The organism is Sphingomonas xinjiangensis (assembly GCF_014199255.1).
In the GTDB taxonomy this organism is placed as follows: domain Bacteria; phylum Pseudomonadota; class Alphaproteobacteria; order Sphingomonadales; family Sphingomonadaceae; genus Sphingomonas; species Sphingomonas xinjiangensis.
Genome location: NZ_JACIJF010000002.1, coordinates 145,262 through 165,003 on the forward strand (window position 1 = coordinate 145,262; position 19,742 = coordinate 165,003).

Genomic DNA, 19,742 nt, shown 5'->3' on the forward strand with positions numbered 1-19,742 from the left:
GTTGTGCACGGACAACAGGAGACGCATCATGGCCGCGGACCACATCCTGGCGGAGCAGCTTGGGCTTAAGCCCGGCATCCGCTGCTGGTTCCATAATCTGCCAGAAGCGCTGCGCGCGAGGATCGATGCGGATGCGTTGGGGATCGAGGAGCAACCTACCGCCACCGACGGGCTGCAATGCGCGGTGCTGTGCGCCAGCGATAGCGACGCGCTGCGGCGCGAACTGACCGCGCTGGCACCGCTAATGGCGACCAAAGGGATTGTCTGGATATTGCTGCCTGTGAGTGGCGGCACAGCGGAACTGGAAAGGATGGACCACCTTGCTGCTCCGGTAAATCTCGTAATCGCCGATACTTGCGGATTCGATGAGAACTGGTCAGGAACCAAGCTGATCGGGAGATGACGTGGTGATTCTCCGGCTCCAGTTCCTTGCGTCGAACATGCATGTTCAGGAGATCGGATGAACGGACAGGCCACGCTTCCTTGGCAGCCTTATGCCGAGATGAGCGACCCCGAGCGCGTCGCGCGCGCGCGGGATTTCAGCGAACGCATGCGCACGCGGCGCAGCTGCCGCGCTTTCGATGACAAGCCCGTGCCGCGCGCGGTCATCGAAGCGGCGCTTCAGGCCGCCGCATCGGCGCCCAATGGCGCCAACCGCCAGCCCTGGCACTTCGCCGTCATCTCTTCGCCAGAGGCCAAGAGCACGATCCGCGTCTATGCCGAGGAAGAGGAACGCCGCTTCTATGGCGGTCGGGCCGATCGCGAATGGCTGAACGCGCTGTCGGCGCTCGGCACCGGGCCGGACAAGGCCTATCTCGAGTCGGCGCCGTGGATCATCATCCCTTTCGCCAAACGCTGGGGCGGCGTGGACGAGGATGATCAGGAACAGAATTACTATGTGAGCGAAAGCGTCGGGATCGCCTGCGGATTCTTGCTGGCGGCGCTGCACCTGGCCGGCATCGCGACCCTGGTCCACACGCCCGATCCGATGCGCTTCCTCAACAGGGTGTGTGGTCGGCCCGAACACGAAAAGCCACTGATGATGATCATCGCCGGCCATGCCGCGAGTGACGCCTGCATCCCGCAGCACGCGCTCGACAAGAAGCCGCTGGAGCAGATCACCAGCTGGCTGTAGCGCTCGCCCGTCATGGCGCCTCCGTCCAATAGCGTAGTCAAGCCGCAGCGGCTGGAATCGCTCGACCGCATCCGCGGCGTCGCGGTGCTTGGTATCCTGCTGCTCAACATCGTCGGCTTCGCCCTTCCCGGCGCCGCGTATGAGAACCCGCGCGCCTATGGCGGCTGGCACGGTGCCGATCTGCTCGCCTGGGGCGTCAATTTCCTCCTCTTCGATGGCAAGATGCGGGGGCTCTTCTCGTTCCTGTTCGGAGCCTCGATCCTGCTCATCGCAGACGCCGCGCAGGCGGGCGGCCGCGATCCCGTGCGCGTCCATTACACGCGCATGGCCTGGCTGCTGGTCTTCGGCGTGGCGCATCTTTGCCTGCTGTGGGACGGCGACATCCTCGCCCATTATGCGCTGGTTGGCGCACTTGCCTTCCCGCTTCGCCGCCTGCCTACCGAACGGCTGGTTATCCTCGGCCTGCTGCTGGTCGTAGCCGCCATGGCGGTGTTCGCGCTCGTCCCGCTTCTAGTCTGGACGCTCCAGCATCAAGCATCCGACGTGGCCGGGGCACAGGCAAATGCGGGGCAGCTGCAAAGCCTCAACAACAGCTTCGGCATCCCCTCGGCGCAAGCAATCGCCCGAGAGCTTGCGCAGTATCGCGGCGGTTATCTGCCGATTCTACGGGCGCGGATCGCCGAAAGCGGCACCAATCCGCTGGCCATGCTGTTTTTCTATGGTCCCGAGACCCTTGCCTATATGCTGCTCGGCATGGCGTCGCTGCGCAGTGGCCTGCTCGGCGGCGCGTGGCCGCGGGAGCGGTACCGGCGCTGGCTCCGTTGCTGTTGGGGCTTTGCCCTTCCCGCCTATGCCGCGCTTGCGGCCTGGCTGGTCGCCAGCGGCTTCGCCTTGTTGCCGGTCACGCTGGCGAGCCTGCCGCTCACCGCGTTGGTCCGCCCCTTGATGATCGTGGGCTGGATCTGCCTGCTCCACCTCGCCCTTCACCCCGGAAGTGCCCTCGCGTCGCGTCTGGCCGCGGCAGGCCAGATGGCATTCACCAATTATCTGATGACCAGCCTGCTCTGCACGTCGATCTTCTACGGCTATGGTCTGGGCTGGTTCGGGCACTTCTCGCGCTGGCAGCTGTATCCGATCGTCGTGGCTGTCTGGCTGCTGATCCTGCTCTGGTCGAAACCTTGGCTGGCACGGTTCCGATTCGGTCCGCTCGAATGGCTATGGCGCAGCTTGGCACGCGGCGCGGTGCAGCCGATGCGACGAACCGACTTCGCCAGATCTGCGATTGCTTCGCAATAGGCCTTGCGAATCGCTCTCATTAGCCGTAGATCGGCGTGCAAGTGAGTGTGAGGGTTCGATGGTCGTTTGCGTTTGCAATGGTATCCGAGAACGTGATGTGCGCCAGGCGGCACGCGGCGGCGCGAGCAGCGCGTGCCAGGCGTATAAGACGCTGGGCTTGGCCGCCAAATGCGGCCAATGCGTCCCCTTTGCGCGTGAGATCATTCGTGAGGAACGTGCGGCTGCGTGACGTTCGCAGCTAAGAAAATGGCGGATTTCCGCGGTTTTCGCCGCTTCGTTTTTCCGCTATCACCGCCTCTGTTTCCAACAGAGGTGCAGTGATGAAGGGTGACGCGAAGGTCGTCGATTATCTGAACGAGGTGCTCAAGAACGAGCTCACGGCGATCAATCAATATTGGCTGCACTACCGCCTGCTGGACCATTGGGGCGTCCGCAAGCTCGCGGAGCTCGAACGGCACGAGTCGATTGATGAGATGAAGCACGCCGACTGGCTGGCGGAGCGCATCCTGTTCCTCGACGGACTGCCCAACTTCCAGCTGCTTGGCCGCTTGCGCATCGGCGAAACCGTCGAGGAAGTCCTCCGCGCCGACCTGGCGGTCGAAGTCGAAGCCGTCGCCGTGCTGCGCGACGCGATCCAGCATTGCGAAGCCGTCCGCGACTATGTCAGCCGCGACCTGTTCCGCCGCATCCTCGATAGCGAGGAGGAGCATATCGACACGCTGGAACGCCAGTTCGACATGATTGCGCGAATGGGCATCGAAAACTACATCCAGCTCAACAGCAAGCCCGAAGAGCCCCACGGCTGAACGGAACGCGGGACTGCCATCAGGGGCAGTCCCGCTCCGTCCGCTCAAAGCCTGCCTTCCGCCAGCAGCGCGCGGGTGCGCTTCAGCGTCGATAGGAGCGCGCTCCGGTACCCGCTCTCGCCGTCGAACTGCGCCTGCTCGGCCTGCTCCTCTGCACCGTTCGGCTCCTTTCCGCGCAGCCCGAGATAGCAATAGAAACGCAGCTGAAGCGCGCCGCCGGCATCCTCGAACACTTCATTGATGATTGCGCCCTCGCGCGGGCCGGTCGCCTGGAAGAAGGTGACCTTTCGCTGCGGCTCGAAGGCGATGATCTCGCGCAGATCGGCCCCCGCAACCGTGGCCTCACGCACGACATGCGTATCGCTCTCCTCCACGATGTCGCAACGCGTGCACAGGCCAGGCGGCAGGAACAGCCGCGCGTCACGCGCCTTCAGCACCAGCCCTTTCCAGACCTGTTCGCGCGAGAGGGGGATTTCGCCGTCCGGGTTCACCGGCACCGTGGTAGTGGAATAGATCATGGTGCGTCTCCTGGAGGTAGGGCTCAGCCGGCGATCTGGGCGGCAAAGTCGCGATAGGTGCGCAGCGGCCGGCCGAGCAGCGCGGTGAGCCGGTCGACATCGCCCGCTTCCGGCACCATCCCGTCGCTCACGAACCGTTCGGCCATCAGGCGCATGTCGAACGCCATCCAGCTGGGCATGAACTGCCGCATGCTCGCTTCGAACGCGGCCGTGTCGTCGCCGGGATACGTGATCGCTCGGCCCAGCACGCCGCTCCAGATCGCGGCGATATCATCACCGGTCAGCGTGTCCGGACCCACTAGGTTGATCCGCTCGAACGGCAATGGCTGCGGCGCCGTCTCGCGGCGGATCAGCTCGATCGCGGCGATCTCACCGATGTCGCGCGCGTCGATCATCGCCAGCCCCTTGCTGCCGATCGGCATCGGATAGATGCCGTAGCCGGTCACGACGTCCTTGATCTGCCGGTCATTGTCCATGAAATAGGCCGGGCGCAGCACGGTGGCATGCAGGCCCATCGCCTCGATCATCCGTTCCACGCCGAAGTTGCCGGCGAAATGCGGCACGTTGACGTAAAGGTCACTGTGGATCACGGACAAGTAGACGATCCGCTCGATGCCGGCCTGGCGCGCGACGCCCAGCGCGACCAGCGCCTGGGTGTATTCGTCGGGCGTGACTGCGTTCAGCAGGAACAGCGTCGAAACGCCGGAAAAGGCCGCGCGGAGCGCGTCGACGTCGAGCAGGTCGCCCTGCGCGATCGCGACACTTGCCGGGAGCCCGGCCTTTGCGGGATCGCGAACCAGCGCGCGCACATCGGCGCCCCGCTGCACAAGCTGTTCTACGACATTGCGGCCGACAGTGCCGGTGGCGCCGGTAACAAGGATGGTCATGCGCTTAACTCCTGGAGAGGTGCCGGGGTGGCAGCCCTGAAGTTAGCGATCCACAATCATTGCGAAAGCGTCTATATCTAGACGCGTCGTCTCACTGGTGGAACATATGGACCTGCTTGCTCTTGCTGACTTCACCCTCGTTGCGCGCCATGGCGGCTTCGGGCGCGCCGCGCGCGCCGCCGGGCGGCCAAAGGCCACCTTGTCGCGGCGCGTGGCCGAGTTGGAAGCAAGCTTGAACCTCCGCTTGTTCGAGCGCGGCGCGCGGAGCCTGAAGCTGACAGAGGAAGGGCGGGCTTTGTTCGAACGCGCCGGGCGGCTGCTCGCCGAACTCGAGGAGACCGCCGCGGCGATTGCGTCGGGCGGCGAAACGCCCCGCGGCACCCTGCGGATCAGCGCCCCCTTGCTCTTTTCGCAGATCGCGATGGGGAAGCTCGCCGCCGGCTTCGTTCTTCGGCATCCCGATGTCCGGCTGGAAGTCACGACGGAGGATCGCGCCGTCGACATGATCGAGGAAGGCTATGACCTGGTGATCCGCGTCAATCCTAGCCCCGACGAAAGCCTGGTCGGACGCGCCTTCCTGCAGGATCGACTGGTGGTGGTCGCAAGTCCGGACTTGCCGCGCCCAACGGGAGCCGCCGCGACCCCCGCCGTCGTTCGCACCATCGGGGATCGGCCGGTCTGGAACATGAAGACGAAGAGTGGCCAATCGAGCATCGCGGTCGAACCGGTGCTGGCGCTTTCATCGCTTATCATGATCCGCGATGCGGTGCGGACCGGTGCTGGCGCAGCGCGGCTGCCCGTTTCGCTGGTGTCGCACGATCTTGCCGCGGGCCGGCTGGTGCATTGGGGCGACGCCGACGCCCCGGGCATCAACCTGTGGACGCTATACCCGTCGCGGCGCCTGCTCAGCGCGCGGGTGTCGGCATTTCTGGATCATCTGCGGCATGCGTTTCCGAACGGCAGCCCGGACGAGCTCGCAGCCTTCATTGCCTAGAGCCGCTCCATATCAACCCGTCACCGGCCGACGGCCGAAGCCGCCGACGGGCCGGCGCGGCACCGGCGGGTTGGCATCACGCTCCAGCAGCGTCATGGTCGCCTCGAACAGGGGGCGCAGCCGGACGACATGTTCCAGCGCCTCCGTCGGCGTTTCCTGTTGCTCGACACAGTCGCGCGCGATCGTCTCGATTGTTTCCGCCAGCTCGGCCAGCGTGTCGGCGCCGAACTGGCTCGCCTCGCCTTTGAGCGTGTGGGCCGGGATCACCAGCGCCGCTGCGTTCTGCGCGCGCATCGCGGCTTCGACCTGCGACACGGACTTGACGCCATCTTCACGGAAATAGCCGAGAATGCGTCCGAAATTCGCACCGAGCTCGGCGCGGGCCTGCGCTAACGCGGTCCAATTCACCAGCGGATCGTTGCCCATTCCAGTCACGCTCGTCTCGCCCCTCTGCAATGCGCATACTCTAGCGGCATTGCGTAAACATGCCGTTGATATGGCAAGCGGCTTGTCTATTCGCGCTCGCGATCGAACGGGTTCTTGGGCGCACGCAGCGTCAGCCGCACCGGCACCGCGCCGAAATCGAACTCCTTGCGCAATCCGTTGATCAGATAGCGCTGATAGCTCGTCGGCAACAAGTCGACGCGCGTTCCGAACAACACGAAGCTGGGCGGGCGCGACTTGTTCTGGGTGACATAGCGCGGCTTGATGCGCTTGCCGCCGGGCGCCGGCGGCGGATTGGCTTCGATCGCTCGCTCGAACCAGCGGTTGAGCTGACCCGTCGACACGCGCCGCGACCACGCCTCGCGAGTCTCGAACGCAACCTTCATCATCGTATCGAGCCCCTTGCCCGTCACGGCGGACACAGTGAGCAGCGGCACGCCCTTCACCTGCGCCAGCCCTTCGTCCAGCGCGCCTTTCACGCCGTTGAACAGGCTCGACGCGTTCTCGGCCACGTCCCACTTATTCATGACCACAATCAGTGCGCGGCCTTCCTGCAGCACACGGTCCGCGATTTTGAGGTCCTGCACTTCAAGGCCCCGGGTAGCGTCGAGCAGCAGTACCACGACTTCGGCGAAGTCGACCGCGCGCATCGCATCCATCACCGAGAGCTTCTCCAGCTTCTCCTCGACCTTGGCCCGCTTGCGCATGCCCGCGGTGTCGATCAGCCGCACCGGGCGCTTGCGCTCCTCGAAATCGGTCCATTCCCAATCGACTGCGATCGAATCGCGCGTGATACCCGCTTCGGGTCCGGTAATCAGCCGGTCCTGCCCCAGCAGGCGATTGATCAGCGTCGACTTGCCCGCGTTCGGGCGGCCGACGATCGCCAGCTTCAGGATCGCGTCGGGGGACTCCGGATCCTCCTCGGGCTCGTCCGCTTCCTCGCGTTCCAGATGCGGACGCAGCGCTTCGAACAGGTCGACCACGCCTTCGCCATGTTCGGCGGAGAAGGGTATTGGATCGCCCAGGCCGAGCGCCATCGCCTCGTACACACCGGAGTCGCCTGCCCTGCCCTCGGCCTTGTTGGCCATCACCACGATCGGGCGGTCGGTGCTGCGCAGCCAGCGCGCGATCTCTTCGTCCAGGGGCGTCACGCCCGCGCGCGAGTCGATCACGAACAGCGCGACATCGGCGTCCTGCACCGCGGCCTCGGTCTGCGCCCGCATCCGCCCGGGAAGCGTCGCCACATCCTCATCCTCATAGCCCGCCGTGTCGATGACGCGGAAGTCCATGCCCAGCAGCGTGGCGTCGCCTTCGCGGCGGTCACGCGTCACGCCGGGCTGGTCGTCCACCAGCGCCAGGCGCTTGCCGACCAGGCGGTTGAACAGCGTCGACTTGCCGACATTGGGGCGTCCGATGATGGCGACAGTGGGAAGAGGCATGGTCTTGTTACTCCCCCTCCGTGCAAGCAGGGAGGGGCCAGGGGTGGGTGCGCGCGTCTGCGCGCCTCATAGACTCAAGCGGTAGACCAATAAAGTAGCGGGCGGAGCGTCAAGCTCCACCCGCTAGTGAACTACCCTCGATCCCCTCCCTGCGTGCAGCGAGGGGCAGGTTTCAGCGATACGCCGACAGCGTGCCCTTGCCGTCCAGCACATACAGCGTGCTGTTGGCTACTACCGGCGGCAACGTCACCGGCGCCTTCACGTCCATGGTCGATAGCACGCTGCCGTCCTTGGGCGAGGCGAAGACGATCTTGCCGTCCGAATTGCCGAGCACCAGCTTGCCGCCCGCCATGATCGGTCCGGTCCAGGTGATCAGGCCCTTCAGCTTCTTGGCGTTCCGATACTGGCCCATGTCGGCGATCCAGCGGATTTTGCCGCTGCCGCGCGACAGGCAGATCAGCTTTGCGCTGTCCGTCACGACGAACACCCATTCACCTGCAACCCACGGGGTCGAGATGCCGGCGATGTTCTGCTCCCACATGCGATTGCCGCTGGCCAGATCGATGGAGATCATGCGCCCGCCCTGCCCGACCGCAAACACGCGGCCCTGGTCGATCACCGGCGCGGCGTCGATGTCGGACAGCGTCGAAACCGAAGTCGAGATGCTGGTGCGCGACAGAACTTCCGACCACAGCGATCGGCCATTCTCATAGCGATAGGCGTTCAGCTCGCCCGAGGAGAAGCCCGCCACCACGGTCCCCTGCGCCGAGGCGGGGGCCGCAACGCCGAACACGCCCTGCGATTCGATGCTGGCGGAGCCCGTCCAGGAAACGTCGCCGGCTCCCTGGGTTAGCGCGAACAGCTGGTTGTCCTGGGTGACGACATAGACGTTGCCGCTCGCCAGCGTCGGCGCACCGCGCAGTGGGCCACCCGGGCGCTTGCGCCAGATCTCTTTGCCGTCGGCCGCATTCAGCGCCACCACATCGCCCAGGCCGTTGGCCGCGAACAGCCGCTCACCCTCGACGCTGACGCCTCCGCCGAAGCGCGCCGGCTTGTTGCCTTCTTCCTTGGCGGTGTCCGCCCGCCAGCGCTCAGCGCCGGTATCGGCGGCCATGGCATGGACCACGCCATCGGTGTCCATCACGAACAGCATGTTGCCCGCGATCACCGGCGAGGCGGCCAGCCGCGCGCGGCTGCTGGGCTTCGCGACGTCCTTGCTCCACGCACGCGACAGGCTCTCGCCCAGCGCCAGATGCCCCATCGCCTTGGCAGCATTGCCGCCCGGCTGAGTCCAGGCGTCGTTGGCCGCCGCCTCGGGCACCAGCACATCGACACCGGCCAGCGATGCGTCCGCGGCGATGTCGTTTTCCGCCATCAGGATCGGGACGCGCTCGCCGAGCACGGGGGTCTTCTTGGCCGATCCCTTCAGGACGCCACAGCCGCTCACCAGCGCGAGCGCCGCGAGAGCGGTACCCACCCTCAACTTGGTATTCATTGAGCCTTGGTTTCCTTCGACTGATCGATGGCGTCTACGCCGAGTACACCCGCCAGCTGAACCGCGCGTTGACGAAGCGAATCCGGCACCTTGTCGCCCGCCTGGGCGATCTGGCCATAGAGTTTGCCGGCTTCCGCACGGTTGCCGGCCTTGAGATAAGCGGATGCCACCAGCTCGCCCGCGGTGCCCAGCCAGGCCGAGTTCGGATCGGTCAGCGGCTTCAGGCGCTGGATCACGACCTCGGGCTTCAGCATGTCGAACTCTGCGCTTGTCTGGCGGATCAGCGCCAGATCACGGAACGGCTTCTGGTAATCGTCGTCGTTCGCGACTTCGGCGAACTTGGCGGCCGCGCCTTTGACGTTGTTCTTCTGAAGCAGCAAGCTGCCCTGCGCGATCTTCGCCATCGCGGCATAGCCGCCGTCGTCGTTCGCAGCGATCTTGTTCAGTTCGGGGATCGCCTTGTCGGCATTGCCGCCCTCGGCCAGCCGCAGCGCGGCGTCATATTGCTCGCCCTGCGTCCCGGCCGCGTTCTGCTTGTGGTGCTGCCAATACAGGAAGCCGGCAAGCGCGATCAGCGCCAGAACCACCGCACCGATGATCCAGCGGCCATAGCGGCGAAAGATCTGCGCGGCCTGTTCGCGGCGATATTCCTCGTCAACCTCGCGCAAAAAGGTCTGGTCAGTCGTGCCGGTCGGGGGAAGCGCCAAGATCTACTCCATGGGTGTCGGTGCGGCGAAGCTTGTAGAAGTGCCCGCCTAGTCGTTCAATCGCGCGCCGCATAGACCTGATCGGTTCCCGGAAAGGCCCGGGACCGGACATCGGCGGCATAGGTCTCAACAGCGGCGGAAATGCGGCCAGCCAGATTGTCGAACTTCTTCACGAAGCGCGGCGTACGCTCGAACAGTCCCAGCATGTCCTCGGTCACCAATACCTGGCCGTCGCACTGCGCCGATGCGCCGATGCCGATTACCGGTACCGCCACGGCGGCGGTCAGCTCGTTGGCCAGCCCCTCCACCACCCCTTCGGCGACGATGGAGAAGGCGCCGGCCTGCGCGATCGCGCGGGTGTCGTCCAGGATCTGGGCGTGCTCGGCATTGCTGCGCCCGCGCGCGCCATAGCCGCCCAGCGCGTTCACTGCCTGGGGCGTAAGCCCGACATGGCCCATCACCGGGATCCCTCGGCGCGTAAGGAATTCCACCACCGGCGCCATCGCCACGCCACCCTCCAGCTTGACGCCGGCCGCCCCCGTCTCGGCGAGCACCCGCGCGGCGGTCTCGAACGCGCGTTCGGGACTGGCCTCGTAGCTCCCGAACGGCAGGTCCACGATCACCACGGCATGATGGCTCCCGCGCACCACCGCGGCGCCGTGCGCGATCATCATGTCGGGCGTGACCGGCAGCGTCGAGGGCAGGCCATAGATCACTTGCGCCAGGCTGTCGCCGACCAGCAGCACGTCGCAATGCGGGTCCAGCAGCTGCGCCATTCGCGCGGTATAGGCGGTCAGCATCACGATCGGCTCGCCGCCCTTGCGGTTGCGGATCGCGGGCACAGTCAGCCGCTTCATCGGCACGGGCGTGGGCGTGGCGCGGCTGGTGGCGGTATCGAGCGTGTAGGTGGACATGCAGCCAGTCTAGCGCCGAACCCGGCCGCCAGCCACCCCGCGCCTCACAGCAGCGCCTGGGCGAACGTTTCCGGCACGAAACCCACCAGCAGTCCGCCGGGATGCTCCACCACCGGCCGTTTGATCATCGACGGATTGGCCAGCATCAGCGCCTGTGCCTTGCCCGCATCGATCCCCTGCTTGTCGGCATCGGGCAGCTTTCGGAACGTCGTCCCGGCGCGGTTCAGCAGCGGCTCCCAGCCGACCAGCCCCACCCAGCGTGTCAGCCGCGCCGCATCGATCCCGGCCTTCTTGTAGTCGTGAAAGCCATAGGCCACGCCATGCTCGTCTAGCCAGCCCCGCGCCTTCTTCATCGTATCGCAGGCCGGAATGCCATATACCGTAACCGTCACGCTCTCTTCCTCCCGCGAGTCTCGACACGGCGCGAATAGCCGCTGCCACCGCGAAATGCAGCCGCTTGCCGCCGGCACGCATGAGGATGCCGCCGCAATCACGGGCAGGGAAAGGAACATGGCACCTGACCTTTGGCCCACGCGTTGCGCAGCCCATGGTTCACAAGAAGCTCACCCTGCCGACAAAGGCCTGCGCGGCGTGCCGGCGTCCCTTCGCCTGGCGCAAGAAGTGGGCGCGGGATTGGGACTCGGTGAAATTCTGCTCCGACCGCTGCCGCGCGCAGGGGCGTTCCGCCGCCGCCCGCTGACGGCTCCAGCGCGCTAGGCGGGATCGTGCAGGAACCGCCCCAGCGTCACCACCCGTTGCCGCTCCAGCCCCATCGCGGCGTAGAAGTCGAGCGCCTCGGCATTGTCCTCGCGCACCATCAGTTGGATCTTCGGGCAGCCGCGCGCCTTCAACCACGCCTCCGCCGCCGCCATCAGCGCACGCCCAAGGCCCCCGCGCCGCTGCTCGGGATCGACCGCGAGATAATAGATCCACCCGCGATGTCCGTCGAACCCGGCCATCACGCTCCCGACCAGCCGATACGCCACCCGCGCCAGCAGGACCGTCGAGCCCCCATTGCCGAGCGCAAGCTTGAAATCGGCATCGGGATCGTTCCACGGCCGCGTCAGCCCACAGGCACGCCACAGCGCGACCACCGCCCCCCGATCCTCCGGGGTTGCCGGTTCGATCAGCGGAAGATGCACGTGGTGCCGGCCCAGAGCTGCATCACCCGGCCCGTCTCGCCAGGCGCGCTGAGCAGTCCGGACAGGGCGCCCGCGCGGAATTCATGACCCAGGCTGGTGTTCTCCACTTCGATGACGACCGATCGCTCCATCGCACGCCGCGTCGTGCCGATGCCCACCCCGCTCATCGTCGTGAAACGCCCGGGCTCGGTATCATCGACGTCCCAGCCGACGAACCGCGCGCCCTCGAAGAACAGCGTCAAACCATCGGCGAAGTCGACGCTGTCGAGCGGCCCGCTCGGGCAATCCGGGTTCAGCATAGGATTCCCCGGCTTGCCCGCGACAACGCTCGCCGCCCGCATCGCATCGTCCTGCGCGATCCCGAAATTCACTTGCCGCGCCGATCCATCGGCGGAGACCAGTGTCAGCCCATCTGGCGACAGACCAAGCGCCGGGGTTTTCGCGGCAGCCTGCGCGCTGTTGCCGTCATCGCCCTGCGGCACGAAGATCTCGGCTTCGTTGACCGCGGCGGCTTGCGCCTGTTCGGGCTGGTTGCCCGCCTCGGGCGCGCCGCACGCGGCCAGCATCCCCAACAGGGCAGCGGTTGCGATCCGTTTCATGTCTCTCCTCCCCTTGGGGCGAGTGTCGCACCACCGGCGCGGTCACGCAACTGCGCTGCCCGACCGCGGATGAACGCACACTGAGCGTGCCTTGCTCGCCTCCCGCCTGCGGGCAGGGGCTGGCCGAAAGAACGCACGCATGAACAAGGGGCGAAGCCGCGATCCCGCCCGACAGGATCAGGCTTTCGTCATTCCCACTCGATCGTGCCAGGCGGCTTCGACGTATAGTCATAGGTTACGCGGTTGACGCCGCGCACTTCGTTGACGATCCGCGTCGCCACGCGCGGCAGGAAGTCGCCGGGGAACTGGAACGCCACGGCTGTCATTCCGTCGGTCGAGGTCACCGCGCGCAGCGCCAGCACATTGTCATAGGTCCGCCCATCGCCCATCACGCCGACGCTGCGCACCGGCAGCAGCACCGCGAACGCCTGCCAGATCGCGTCATACAGCCCGGCGTTGCGGATCTCCTCCAGGTAGATCGCATCGGCCTTGCGCAGGATGTCGCAGCGTTCCTTGGTGACTTCGCCCGGAATGCGGATCGCCAGCCCCGGCCCCGGAAACGGATGCCGTCCCACGAAGATATCGGGCAGCCCCAGTTCGCGCCCCAGTTCGCGGACCTCGTCCTTGAACAGCTCGCGCAGCGGCTCGACCAGCTTCATGTTCATGCGCTCAGGCAAGCCGCCGACATTGTGGTGGCTCTTGATCGTCACCGACGGACCGCCGGTGAAGCTCACGCTCTCGATCACATCGGGATACAGCGTGCCCTGCGCCAGGAAGTCGGCCCCGCCGATCTTCTTGGCCTCATCCTCGAACACCTCGATGAAGGTCTTGCCGATGAACTTGCGCTTCGCTTCGGGATCGGTGAGCCCGGCCAGCCCGCCCAGGAACAGCGTCTCGGCGTTCACATGGACCAGCGGAATGTTGTAATGCCCGCGGAACAGGCTGACGACCTGGTCCGCCTCGCCCGACCGCATCAGCCCATGGTCGACGAACACGCAGGTCAGCTGCTCGCCGATCGCCTCGTGGATCAGCACCGCCGCCACGGCGGAATCGACCCCGCCCGACAGCCCGCAAATCACCCGGCCCGAACCCACCTGGGCGCGGATCTCGGCGATCTTGGCGGCGCGGAACTCGGCCATCGTCCACTCGCCGTGCAGCCCGCAGACATGCCGCACAAAGTTTGCCAGCAGCCGCGCGCCGTCGGGCGTGTGCACCACTTCGGGGTGGAACTGCATCGCATAATAGCGCTTGTCGTCATTGGCGATCACCGCATGCGGCGCGCCCGGACTGACCGCCACGGCGCGAAAGCCGTCGGCCAGGCGCGTCACCTTGTCGCCATGACTCATCCAGACCTGGTGCTTCTCGCCGACCTGCCACAGCCCGTCGAACAGCGCGCAACCCTCGACCACGTCGACAAAGGCCTGGCCGAACTCGCCCGAATCCCCCAGCACCACTTCGCCGCCCAATTGGTGCGTCATGGTCTGCTGGCCATAGCAGATGCCCAGGATCGGCAGCCCGGAGTCGAAGATCTCCTGCGGCACGCGCGGACTGCCCTCGGTGAGCACCGATGCCGGCGAGCCCGACAGGATGATGCCCTGCGGCTTCATCCGCTCGAACGCCTCGCGCGCGGTGGTGAAGGGAGCGATCTCGGAATAGACGCCAGCCTCGCGCACGCGCCGCGCGATCAGCTGGGTAACCTGGCTACCGAAATCGACGATGAGGATGGATTCGTTGTGCTCGACCGTCATGGCTGGCCGATAGGGAGCGAGGCCGTTTCTGTAAAGCCAACCGCGACTCGCGGCGGCAGACGGTTCGGAGGCAGGCGGTCAACCAACCAGAAGGTTGGTGGAAAAATGCGAGGATTTGGGCGGCGTCCTGCTGAAATTCGCACGGGTGAAGTTGATGAAGTTGCGGTCCTGCACGCGGTCGCCAAGTGGAAATGAGCGATTTGCTGGAAGTTGCGAGAAAAGAAGCCTTACCGCAGCGATCCGCACGGATCATCGCGGTGCGCGATACGCCCTACAGATGCATTGGTGGCGCTATATACACGTTGCAAATGGCCGGGTTTATCCACGTGAAGTTCAAAGCACCCAAGCTCTAGCGCCTCCAGGAGCCGGCCTTCCAACAGTGACTATCTCGTCCGCTACTGGTGGGAAGCGGTCGGTCCGCTTCTAGCACTCAGATGCGAAATAGCTGCCGTTCTTAGGCCTGCTGTCGCGGGTGCCCGCTAGCGCGCACGTTGCGGACACGACAGGGTTGTGAGATCAAGTCAACGTGAAGCTGCCATACCCGCTAATCGTGCTGTTCTTCGTCACCGCTTGCAGCGGAGGAGAGAATTCTCGTCGGCAGAAGTTGATGGACGAGATCGAGGCAAATTTGACCTTGCCTAAGGGGGCACTCCGTTTGGAGAGATATGCGCGATATTACACAGAGGAGAGTGGTAGAGTTCATGGAGCTTATACAATTGAAGTCGAGACGGAACGTGGCGCCGACTTTGGCTGTGACACTATCCAGGTTGACGATACCTTGAAAGCAGTGCCGTGCCCGGCAATAGCAGACTTGAGACCGGGCCATCGCCGATGGGTTCAGTTCCGCGACTATCCCGCGGTCGCTGCTGAAGAGTGCCTCGCTGTACAGATTATGTATAATCCGCTGGCCCGTTCTTTCGAACATGTAGAATGCGCGACGCCGAATTATTGAAGTACAACACCGAGCCGTCGATCAAGCGAGCGTCCACAAATCGCCCCATTTGGACCGTTCGATCGCGCCAGCTCGGCAATCCAGCGGGGATGCCTCGCGGTCGTGGTCAGGAAACACTCCGCTTAGCGTCCGAATAGCTTTGTGGTTCTGCTTGAACTGTGGCGCGAGCGCCGATCGGAGCGACCGACTTTGGGCGCAAGCTGCCGCCGCGCCTTGCGCGAACGGCAGCCCGCGCCGCTCAGCGCGCCTTCACGTCCATTCCCGTCCACTTCGCGGCGAAGGCGTACAGGTCAGAGGTTTCCTCGATGATCTTGTCGGTCGGCTTGCCCGATCCGTGGCCCGCCCGCGTCTCGATCCGCGCGAGGTGTGGCTTGTCGCCGATGTTCGCCGCCTGGAGCGCCGCGGTATATTTGAAGCTGTGGCCGGGCACCACGCGATCGTCGGTGTCCGCCGTGGTCACCAGGATCGCGGGATAGTCCCGGCCACCCTTGATGTTGTGGTAGGGCGAATAGGCATAGAGCCGCTTGAAATCGGCTTCCTTCGAGGGATAGCCATAATCGTCGACCCAGTAGCGTCCGGCGGTAAACCGGTCGAAGCGCAGCATGTCCATCACGCCCACTGCCGGCAGCGCCGCGGCGAACAGGTCGGGCCGCTGGTTCACCACCGCCCCGATCAGCAGACCGCCATTCGATCCGCCCTGGATCGCAAGCTGGTTCTTGCCGGTGATGCCTTCACGGATCAGATACTCGCCCGCGCCGATGAAGTCGTCGAACACGTTCTGCTTGTTGGCCAGCCGACCGCCATCGTGCCACGCCTTGCCATATTCGCCGCCGCCGCGGATGTTGGCCAGGACGAACACCCCGCCCTGCTCCATCCACGCCACCCGCGCGGCCGAGAAGCTGGGGGTATAGGGCACGTTGAACCCGCCATAGCCCCATAGCAAAGTCGGCGCCGGCCCGGTGGTGGTCGCCTTGCGCACCACGAACATCGGCACCTTGGTGCCGTCCTTCGACGCGAAGAAGCGCTGCTCGACCTTGTACTGGCTGGGGTCGAACGCGACCTTTGGCGTGGCCCAGGGCGTCGCCGCGCCGGTCTTCACGTCATAGCGGAAGATCGTCGTGGGATAGTTGAAACTGGTGAAGGCGAAGAAGGTCTCGGGATCGTCCATCTCGCCGCCAAAGCCGCTGGCGGTGCCGATCCCGGGCAAGGCCACCTTGCCTTCGGCCTTGCCGTCCAGCGTGTAGCGCCGGATCTCGGTCTTCGCGTCGGCCATGTAGTTGAGCACCAGCCGGTCGCCGACGATCGACGCGCCCGCCAGCGTTTCCTTCTGCTCGGGCACGATCTCCTTCGGCGTCAGACCCGCATCGCTCAGGTCGATGCTGACGATCCGGTCGCGCGGCGCACCGGCATTGGTCGAGAAGAAGAATCGCGTGCCCTGGTTGCCGATCACGCTCCAGTCGTTCTCGAGCTTGCCGATGATCGTCCGCGGCGTGGCCGACGCGTCCTTCAGGTCCAGGATGTGGACCATGTTGCGGTTGTCGGTGCCCTCGGTAGTGCTGATCACCAGGTACCGGCCATCGTCGGTGATCCCGGCATAATGGCCAAGCTTGGGGTTCTCCGGCGTCGCATAGACCAGCCGGTCGGCGGATTGCGGCGTACCCAGCTTGTGGAAGAACACCTTGTGGTTCTCGCTGGTCGCCTGGAACTTCTCGGCGGCCGGCGGCTCGGGATAGCGCGAATAGAAGAAGCCGCTGCCGTCCTTGGCCCAGCTCAGCCCCATCGTGTACTTGGCCCAGCTGACTTCGTCGCCCAGGTCCTTGCCGGTCGCGGTGTCGAGCACCTTGATCGTCCGCCAATCGGTGCCGCCATCCTGGATGGAATAGGCCAGCAGCCTGCCATCCTCGGACGGCAGCCATTCGGCCAGCGCGGTCGCGCCGTCCTTGGACCAGCCATTGGGGTCGATCAGCACGCGGCCCTGCCCGTTCAGCTGGTCGCGCACCCACAGCACCGCCTGGTTCTGCAAGCCGCTGTTATGCGAATAGAAATACTTGCCGCCCTTCTTGGTGGGCAGGCCGAAGCGCTCATAGTTGAACAACGTCTTGATCCGCTCGGCAAAGATCTTCCGCCCGGGAAGCGTCGCCAGATAGGCGTTGGTCACCTGGTTCTGCGCCGCGACCCATGCGGCCACTTCCTTGTCGCCCCGCACATCGTTCTCGAGCCAGCGATATGGATCGGTGACCTTCACGCCGAACTGTTCCTCGACGACATCGACGCGGCGCGTCTGCGGGTAAGCGGGCTTGGTCATCGTGGCGGCAGGCTCCGGTGCGGTCTGGGCAAGGGCGGGAGAAGCGAAAAGAAGCGGGAGGGCGAGCAGGGAGCGGCGCATCAACGGCCTTTCGTCGGAAGGTGCTTGAGACAAGCCGAAAGGCTATCCGCCAAGCGCCCGCTTTGTCACCGCTTTTCGTGTGTCCCGCTTGCATCCTTCCCGTGACGGAGGATTAGTTCGCCCTCAGAAAGGCGATCACATCCGCCCGGTCCAGCGGATCGCGGACCCCGCCGAACCTCATGCTGGTGCCCGGCGCGAAGCGCTGCGGCGACGCCAGCCAGGCGTCCAGCGCCTCCACCGTCCACGCCCCCTGCTTGGCCTGCAACGCCGCGCTGTACCCGACGCGCCCGCGTCCCTGCGCGATCCCGCGCCCGACCACGCCGTGCAGGTTCGGCCCGTTGAGGTCCGGCCCGCCGACGCGCACGGTGTGGCACGCCGCACATTGCCCGAACAGCCGCCGCCCCCGCGCGGCATCGCTTACCCGCAGGTAATCGCCCAGCGTCGGATTCGCCCCCGCCGCCGCGCGCCGTTCGGCCAACTTATCGTCGCCGCATCCGCCCAGCAGCAGCGCCGCTGCCAGCACCAACACTCGCATGCATGATCCCCAGCAACGAAAGGGGCGGCCGCACCGCAGTGCCGCCACCCCCAAATCTCTCAACGTCCTGAAGGGATCAGGCGGCGTCGGCGAAATCCTCGTCGTTATAGACCGGGCCCGAATCCTGGCCCTTGGCCGAAACGTCGCGGTCGACGAACTCGATGATCGCCATCGGCGACGCGTCCGACTTGCGGATGCCGGCCTTGATGACGCGGGTGTAGCCGCCGTTGCGGTCGGCATAGCGGGTCGCCAGCGTGTCGAACAGCTTCACGAGCTGCGCGTCATCGAGCAGGCGGGCATGCGCCAGGCGGCGGTTGGACAGGCCACCCTTCTTCGCCAGCGTGATCAGCTTCTCCACATACGGGCGAAGCTCCTTGGCCTTGGCGACGGTGGTGGTGATCTGCTCGTGCTTGATCAGCGCGGCCGACATGTTGCGGAACAGGGCCTGGCGGTGTGCCGAGGTGCGCTGAAGCTTACGGCCGCCATAACGGTGACGCATGATCATTTCCTTCGTTCGTTAAGGGGCCGTGTCACGGAACCCCAGACCAGGCGGTGTTCAGGGCCACCGCCAACAACCCACGCGCGAACGCGAAGCGGCGGCAAGAGCCGATCGCCCGCACAAAGTCAAGCCTTTCCCGCCCGTTCGCGCTTGCGGAACGCCGCCACCTTGGCGCGATTACCGCATCCCCCCATCGAGCACCAGCGCCGGTCGCCCTTGCGCGACGCGTCGAGAAAGAGCGTTCCGCACCCTTCGCCCTCGCAAGCCCCCACCCGCGCGGCAGCGTCGCGCCCGAACAGCAGCACCGCCTCGCGCGCCAGCGCCGCCAGGTGCGACGCCGCGCTTCCGGCCCGCGACACCTGCCCGTCGCTGGAGAGCACCGGCACGGCCGCCGCGTCCGCAGCCACCGCGTTGACCGCGGCCACCGCCCATTTGGCGCGCCCGCCGCTCGCCAGCGCGAAAAACGCTTCGCGCAGCCGCCGCGCCGCATCCAGGTCCGCCTGCGCCGGCTTGTCGACCGCCGATGCCAGCCCGGCGCTGATTAGCCATCGCCGCAGATCCTCGGGCGTCGCCAGCAGGTCGAGCGCGCGGCCACTTGCCCGACCCGTTAACGTCGCGGTAAGGTCCAGCACCGGGTGGCCGCCGCGAAAGCGGAACCCATCCCGGTCGGCACGAGGCTTGCCCTTGTTCACCCGGTTACCGTAACCGATCCGACCAGCGGATAAAACCCCGTTAAGCAGTTACACTAACCATCGAGGCGGTTTCAGCTAACTGGCCAATGCGCCCTGGATATGCCGCGTGGCAGCCGATAGCAGCGCGTAGAGCGAGAGAGTGACGGCCATCATCACCCAAACCGCCCATGCCGGAGCAGCGGCCTCCATGCCATGTTCGGTAAGGCGCTCGCCGAGCAGCAGCCCGGTCGCGAGATGGAGCGCCGCGATCCAATAGCCCGCGCTCACCACCGCCCAGCCCAAGCAGAAGCCAAGCGCGCTGCCGGACCTGCCGTGCCGGCGCCGAGACACCCGCAGCAACACGGCAAACAGGACGATGGATCCGCCAAACATGGCAAGCGACGCTACCTGCTGCCCGCCGAAATATGACATCGTGACAGCATCGACAGGGTCGTTGCCGCTCAGCGCGAAGCACACCCAGCATGCCGCCAGCCAGTAAGCGCCAGCAGCGACAGCGGAGCCAAGGTTGCGGGAGGTACGAACTACTAAGGGCATCACGCCAAGCTAAGCCGAGA

Annotated in this window: 25 protein-coding genes; 9 read left to right on the plus strand and 16 right to left on the minus strand. The window is 65.6% G+C overall.

Translation table 11 applies throughout. The features are described 5' to 3' along the window. The first annotated feature begins 28 nt into the window (after positions 1–28). From FHT02_RS04010 to bfr, 5 genes are all read left to right on the plus strand, one after another. A complete protein-coding gene (locus FHT02_RS04010) occupies positions 29–403 on the plus strand; it encodes a hypothetical protein (RefSeq protein ID WP_184084539.1) in 375 nt (124 codons plus the stop codon). Between the two features lie 57 nt (positions 404–460). Beyond that, positions 461–1,135: a nitroreductase family protein gene (locus FHT02_RS04015; protein WP_184084542.1), complete on the plus strand. Its 675-nt coding sequence runs from the start codon at positions 461–463 to the stop codon at positions 1,133–1,135. Positions 1,136–1,147: 12 nt separating this feature from the next. Next, positions 1,148–2,431 carry a DUF418 domain-containing protein gene (locus FHT02_RS04020; RefSeq protein WP_184084545.1) on the plus strand — a complete coding sequence of 428 codons (1,284 nt, stop codon included), beginning with the start codon at positions 1,148–1,150 and terminating at the stop codon, positions 2,429–2,431. A 58-nt stretch (positions 2,432–2,489) separates the two neighbouring features. Then, a complete protein-coding gene (locus FHT02_RS04025) occupies positions 2,490–2,660 on the plus strand; it encodes a (2Fe-2S)-binding protein (protein WP_184084548.1) in 171 nt (56 codons plus the stop codon). A gap of 91 nt (positions 2,661–2,751) precedes the next feature. Then, complete coding sequence (bfr, locus tag FHT02_RS04030; protein ID WP_184084551.1) at positions 2,752–3,237, plus strand: bacterioferritin; 486 nt, start codon at positions 2,752–2,754, stop codon at positions 3,235–3,237. Between the two features lie 44 nt (positions 3,238–3,281). Here bfr and FHT02_RS04035 read toward each other — a convergent pair whose 3' ends face one another. Next, complete coding sequence (locus FHT02_RS04035; protein WP_184084554.1) at positions 3,282–3,755, minus strand: SRPBCC family protein; 474 nt, start codon at positions 3,753–3,755, stop codon at positions 3,282–3,284. Positions 3,756–3,778: 23 nt separating this feature from the next. After that, entirely contained in the window at positions 3,779–4,642 is an 864-nt protein-coding gene (locus FHT02_RS04040; RefSeq protein ID WP_184084557.1) for an SDR family oxidoreductase, read from the minus strand. A 106-nt stretch (positions 4,643–4,748) separates the two neighbouring features. Between FHT02_RS04040 and FHT02_RS04045 the strand changes: the two genes are divergently transcribed. Continuing rightward, the gene (locus FHT02_RS04045; RefSeq protein ID WP_184085414.1) at positions 4,749–5,636 is read left to right on the plus strand and encodes a LysR family transcriptional regulator; all 888 of its coding nucleotides are present in this window, start codon (positions 4,749–4,751) and stop codon (positions 5,634–5,636) included. 12 nt (positions 5,637–5,648) lie between these two features. Here the strand turns inward: FHT02_RS04045 and FHT02_RS04050 are convergent, their stop codons facing one another. The 6 genes from FHT02_RS04050 to FHT02_RS04075 all read right to left on the minus strand — a co-directional run bounded on the left by FHT02_RS04050 (position 5,649) and on the right by FHT02_RS04075 (position 11,027). Continuing rightward, a complete protein-coding gene (locus FHT02_RS04050) occupies positions 5,649–6,062 on the minus strand; it encodes an Hpt domain-containing protein (RefSeq protein ID WP_184085416.1) in 414 nt (137 codons plus the stop codon). Between the two features lie 86 nt (positions 6,063–6,148). Then, a complete protein-coding gene (gene der, locus FHT02_RS04055; RefSeq protein ID WP_184084560.1) occupies positions 6,149–7,519 on the minus strand; it encodes a ribosome biogenesis GTPase Der in 1,371 nt (456 codons plus the stop codon). A gap of 172 nt (positions 7,520–7,691) precedes the next feature. Beyond that, entirely contained in the window at positions 7,692–9,014 is a 1,323-nt protein-coding gene (locus FHT02_RS04060; protein WP_184084563.1) for an outer membrane protein assembly factor BamB family protein, read from the minus strand. After that, complete coding sequence (locus FHT02_RS04065; protein ID WP_184084565.1) at positions 9,011–9,721, minus strand: tetratricopeptide repeat protein; 711 nt, start codon at positions 9,719–9,721, stop codon at positions 9,011–9,013. The genes FHT02_RS04060 and FHT02_RS04065 overlap by 4 nt, the downstream gene beginning before the upstream one ends. Positions 9,722–9,777: 56 nt before the next feature. Continuing rightward, complete coding sequence (gene panB / locus FHT02_RS04070; RefSeq protein ID WP_184084568.1) at positions 9,778–10,635, minus strand: 3-methyl-2-oxobutanoate hydroxymethyltransferase; 858 nt, start codon at positions 10,633–10,635, stop codon at positions 9,778–9,780. A gap of 44 nt (positions 10,636–10,679) precedes the next feature. Continuing rightward, the gene (locus FHT02_RS04075) at positions 10,680–11,027 is read right to left on the minus strand and encodes a Spx/MgsR family RNA polymerase-binding regulatory protein (RefSeq protein WP_184084571.1); all 348 of its coding nucleotides are present in this window, start codon (positions 11,025–11,027) and stop codon (positions 10,680–10,682) included. 155 nt (positions 11,028–11,182) lie between these two features. Here FHT02_RS04075 and FHT02_RS04080 point away from each other — a divergent pair, with 155 nt between their 5' ends. Next, entirely contained in the window at positions 11,183–11,335 is a 153-nt protein-coding gene (locus FHT02_RS04080) for a DUF2256 domain-containing protein (RefSeq protein WP_184084574.1), read from the plus strand. 13 nt (positions 11,336–11,348) lie between these two features. Here the strand turns inward: FHT02_RS04080 and FHT02_RS04085 are convergent, their stop codons facing one another. The 3 genes from FHT02_RS04085 to guaA all read right to left on the minus strand — a co-directional run bounded on the left by FHT02_RS04085 (position 11,349) and on the right by guaA (position 14,124). After that, entirely contained in the window at positions 11,349–11,777 is a 429-nt protein-coding gene (locus tag FHT02_RS04085) for a GNAT family acetyltransferase (RefSeq protein ID WP_184084577.1), read from the minus strand. Beyond that, positions 11,762–12,376: a hypothetical protein gene (locus FHT02_RS04090; RefSeq protein ID WP_184084580.1), complete on the minus strand. Its 615-nt coding sequence runs from the start codon at positions 12,374–12,376 to the stop codon at positions 11,762–11,764. The genes FHT02_RS04085 and FHT02_RS04090 overlap by 16 nt, the downstream gene beginning before the upstream one ends. A gap of 188 nt (positions 12,377–12,564) precedes the next feature. Then, positions 12,565–14,124 (minus strand): glutamine-hydrolyzing GMP synthase, encoded by a 1,560-nt coding sequence (gene guaA, locus FHT02_RS04095; protein WP_184084583.1) that lies wholly within the window; start codon positions 14,122–14,124, stop codon positions 12,565–12,567. Between the two features lie 191 nt (positions 14,125–14,315). Here guaA and FHT02_RS04100 point away from each other — a divergent pair, with 191 nt between their 5' ends. After that, the gene (locus FHT02_RS04100; protein ID WP_184084586.1) at positions 14,316–14,477 is read left to right on the plus strand and encodes a hypothetical protein; all 162 of its coding nucleotides are present in this window, start codon (positions 14,316–14,318) and stop codon (positions 14,475–14,477) included. 254 nt (positions 14,478–14,731) lie between these two features. Then, complete coding sequence (locus FHT02_RS04105) at positions 14,732–15,076, plus strand: hypothetical protein (RefSeq protein WP_184084589.1); 345 nt, start codon at positions 14,732–14,734, stop codon at positions 15,074–15,076. A 238-nt stretch (positions 15,077–15,314) separates the two neighbouring features. On the opposite strand, the gene FHT02_RS04110 is transcribed toward FHT02_RS04105, so the two are convergent. The 5 genes from FHT02_RS04110 to FHT02_RS04130 all read right to left on the minus strand — a co-directional run bounded on the left by FHT02_RS04110 (position 15,315) and on the right by FHT02_RS04130 (position 19,722). Further along, positions 15,315–17,462: a prolyl oligopeptidase family serine peptidase gene (locus tag FHT02_RS04110; RefSeq protein WP_184084592.1), complete on the minus strand. Its 2,148-nt coding sequence runs from the start codon at positions 17,460–17,462 to the stop codon at positions 15,315–15,317. 112 nt (positions 17,463–17,574) lie between these two features. Continuing rightward, positions 17,575–17,997: a c-type cytochrome gene (locus FHT02_RS04115; protein WP_184084595.1), complete on the minus strand. Its 423-nt coding sequence runs from the start codon at positions 17,995–17,997 to the stop codon at positions 17,575–17,577. Positions 17,998–18,073: 76 nt separating this feature from the next. Next, a complete protein-coding gene (rplQ, locus tag FHT02_RS04120) occupies positions 18,074–18,496 on the minus strand; it encodes a 50S ribosomal protein L17 (protein WP_184084598.1) in 423 nt (140 codons plus the stop codon). A 125-nt stretch (positions 18,497–18,621) separates the two neighbouring features. Further along, positions 18,622–19,188, minus strand: coding sequence for an ABATE domain-containing protein (locus FHT02_RS04125; RefSeq protein ID WP_184084601.1), 567 nt, complete (start codon positions 19,186–19,188; stop codon positions 18,622–18,624). A 75-nt stretch (positions 19,189–19,263) separates the two neighbouring features. After that, on the minus strand, positions 19,264–19,722 hold the full coding sequence (locus FHT02_RS04130; RefSeq protein ID WP_184084604.1) for a hypothetical protein: 459 nt from the start codon (positions 19,720–19,722) through the stop codon (positions 19,264–19,266). Positions 19,723–19,742 lie beyond the last annotated feature (20 nt).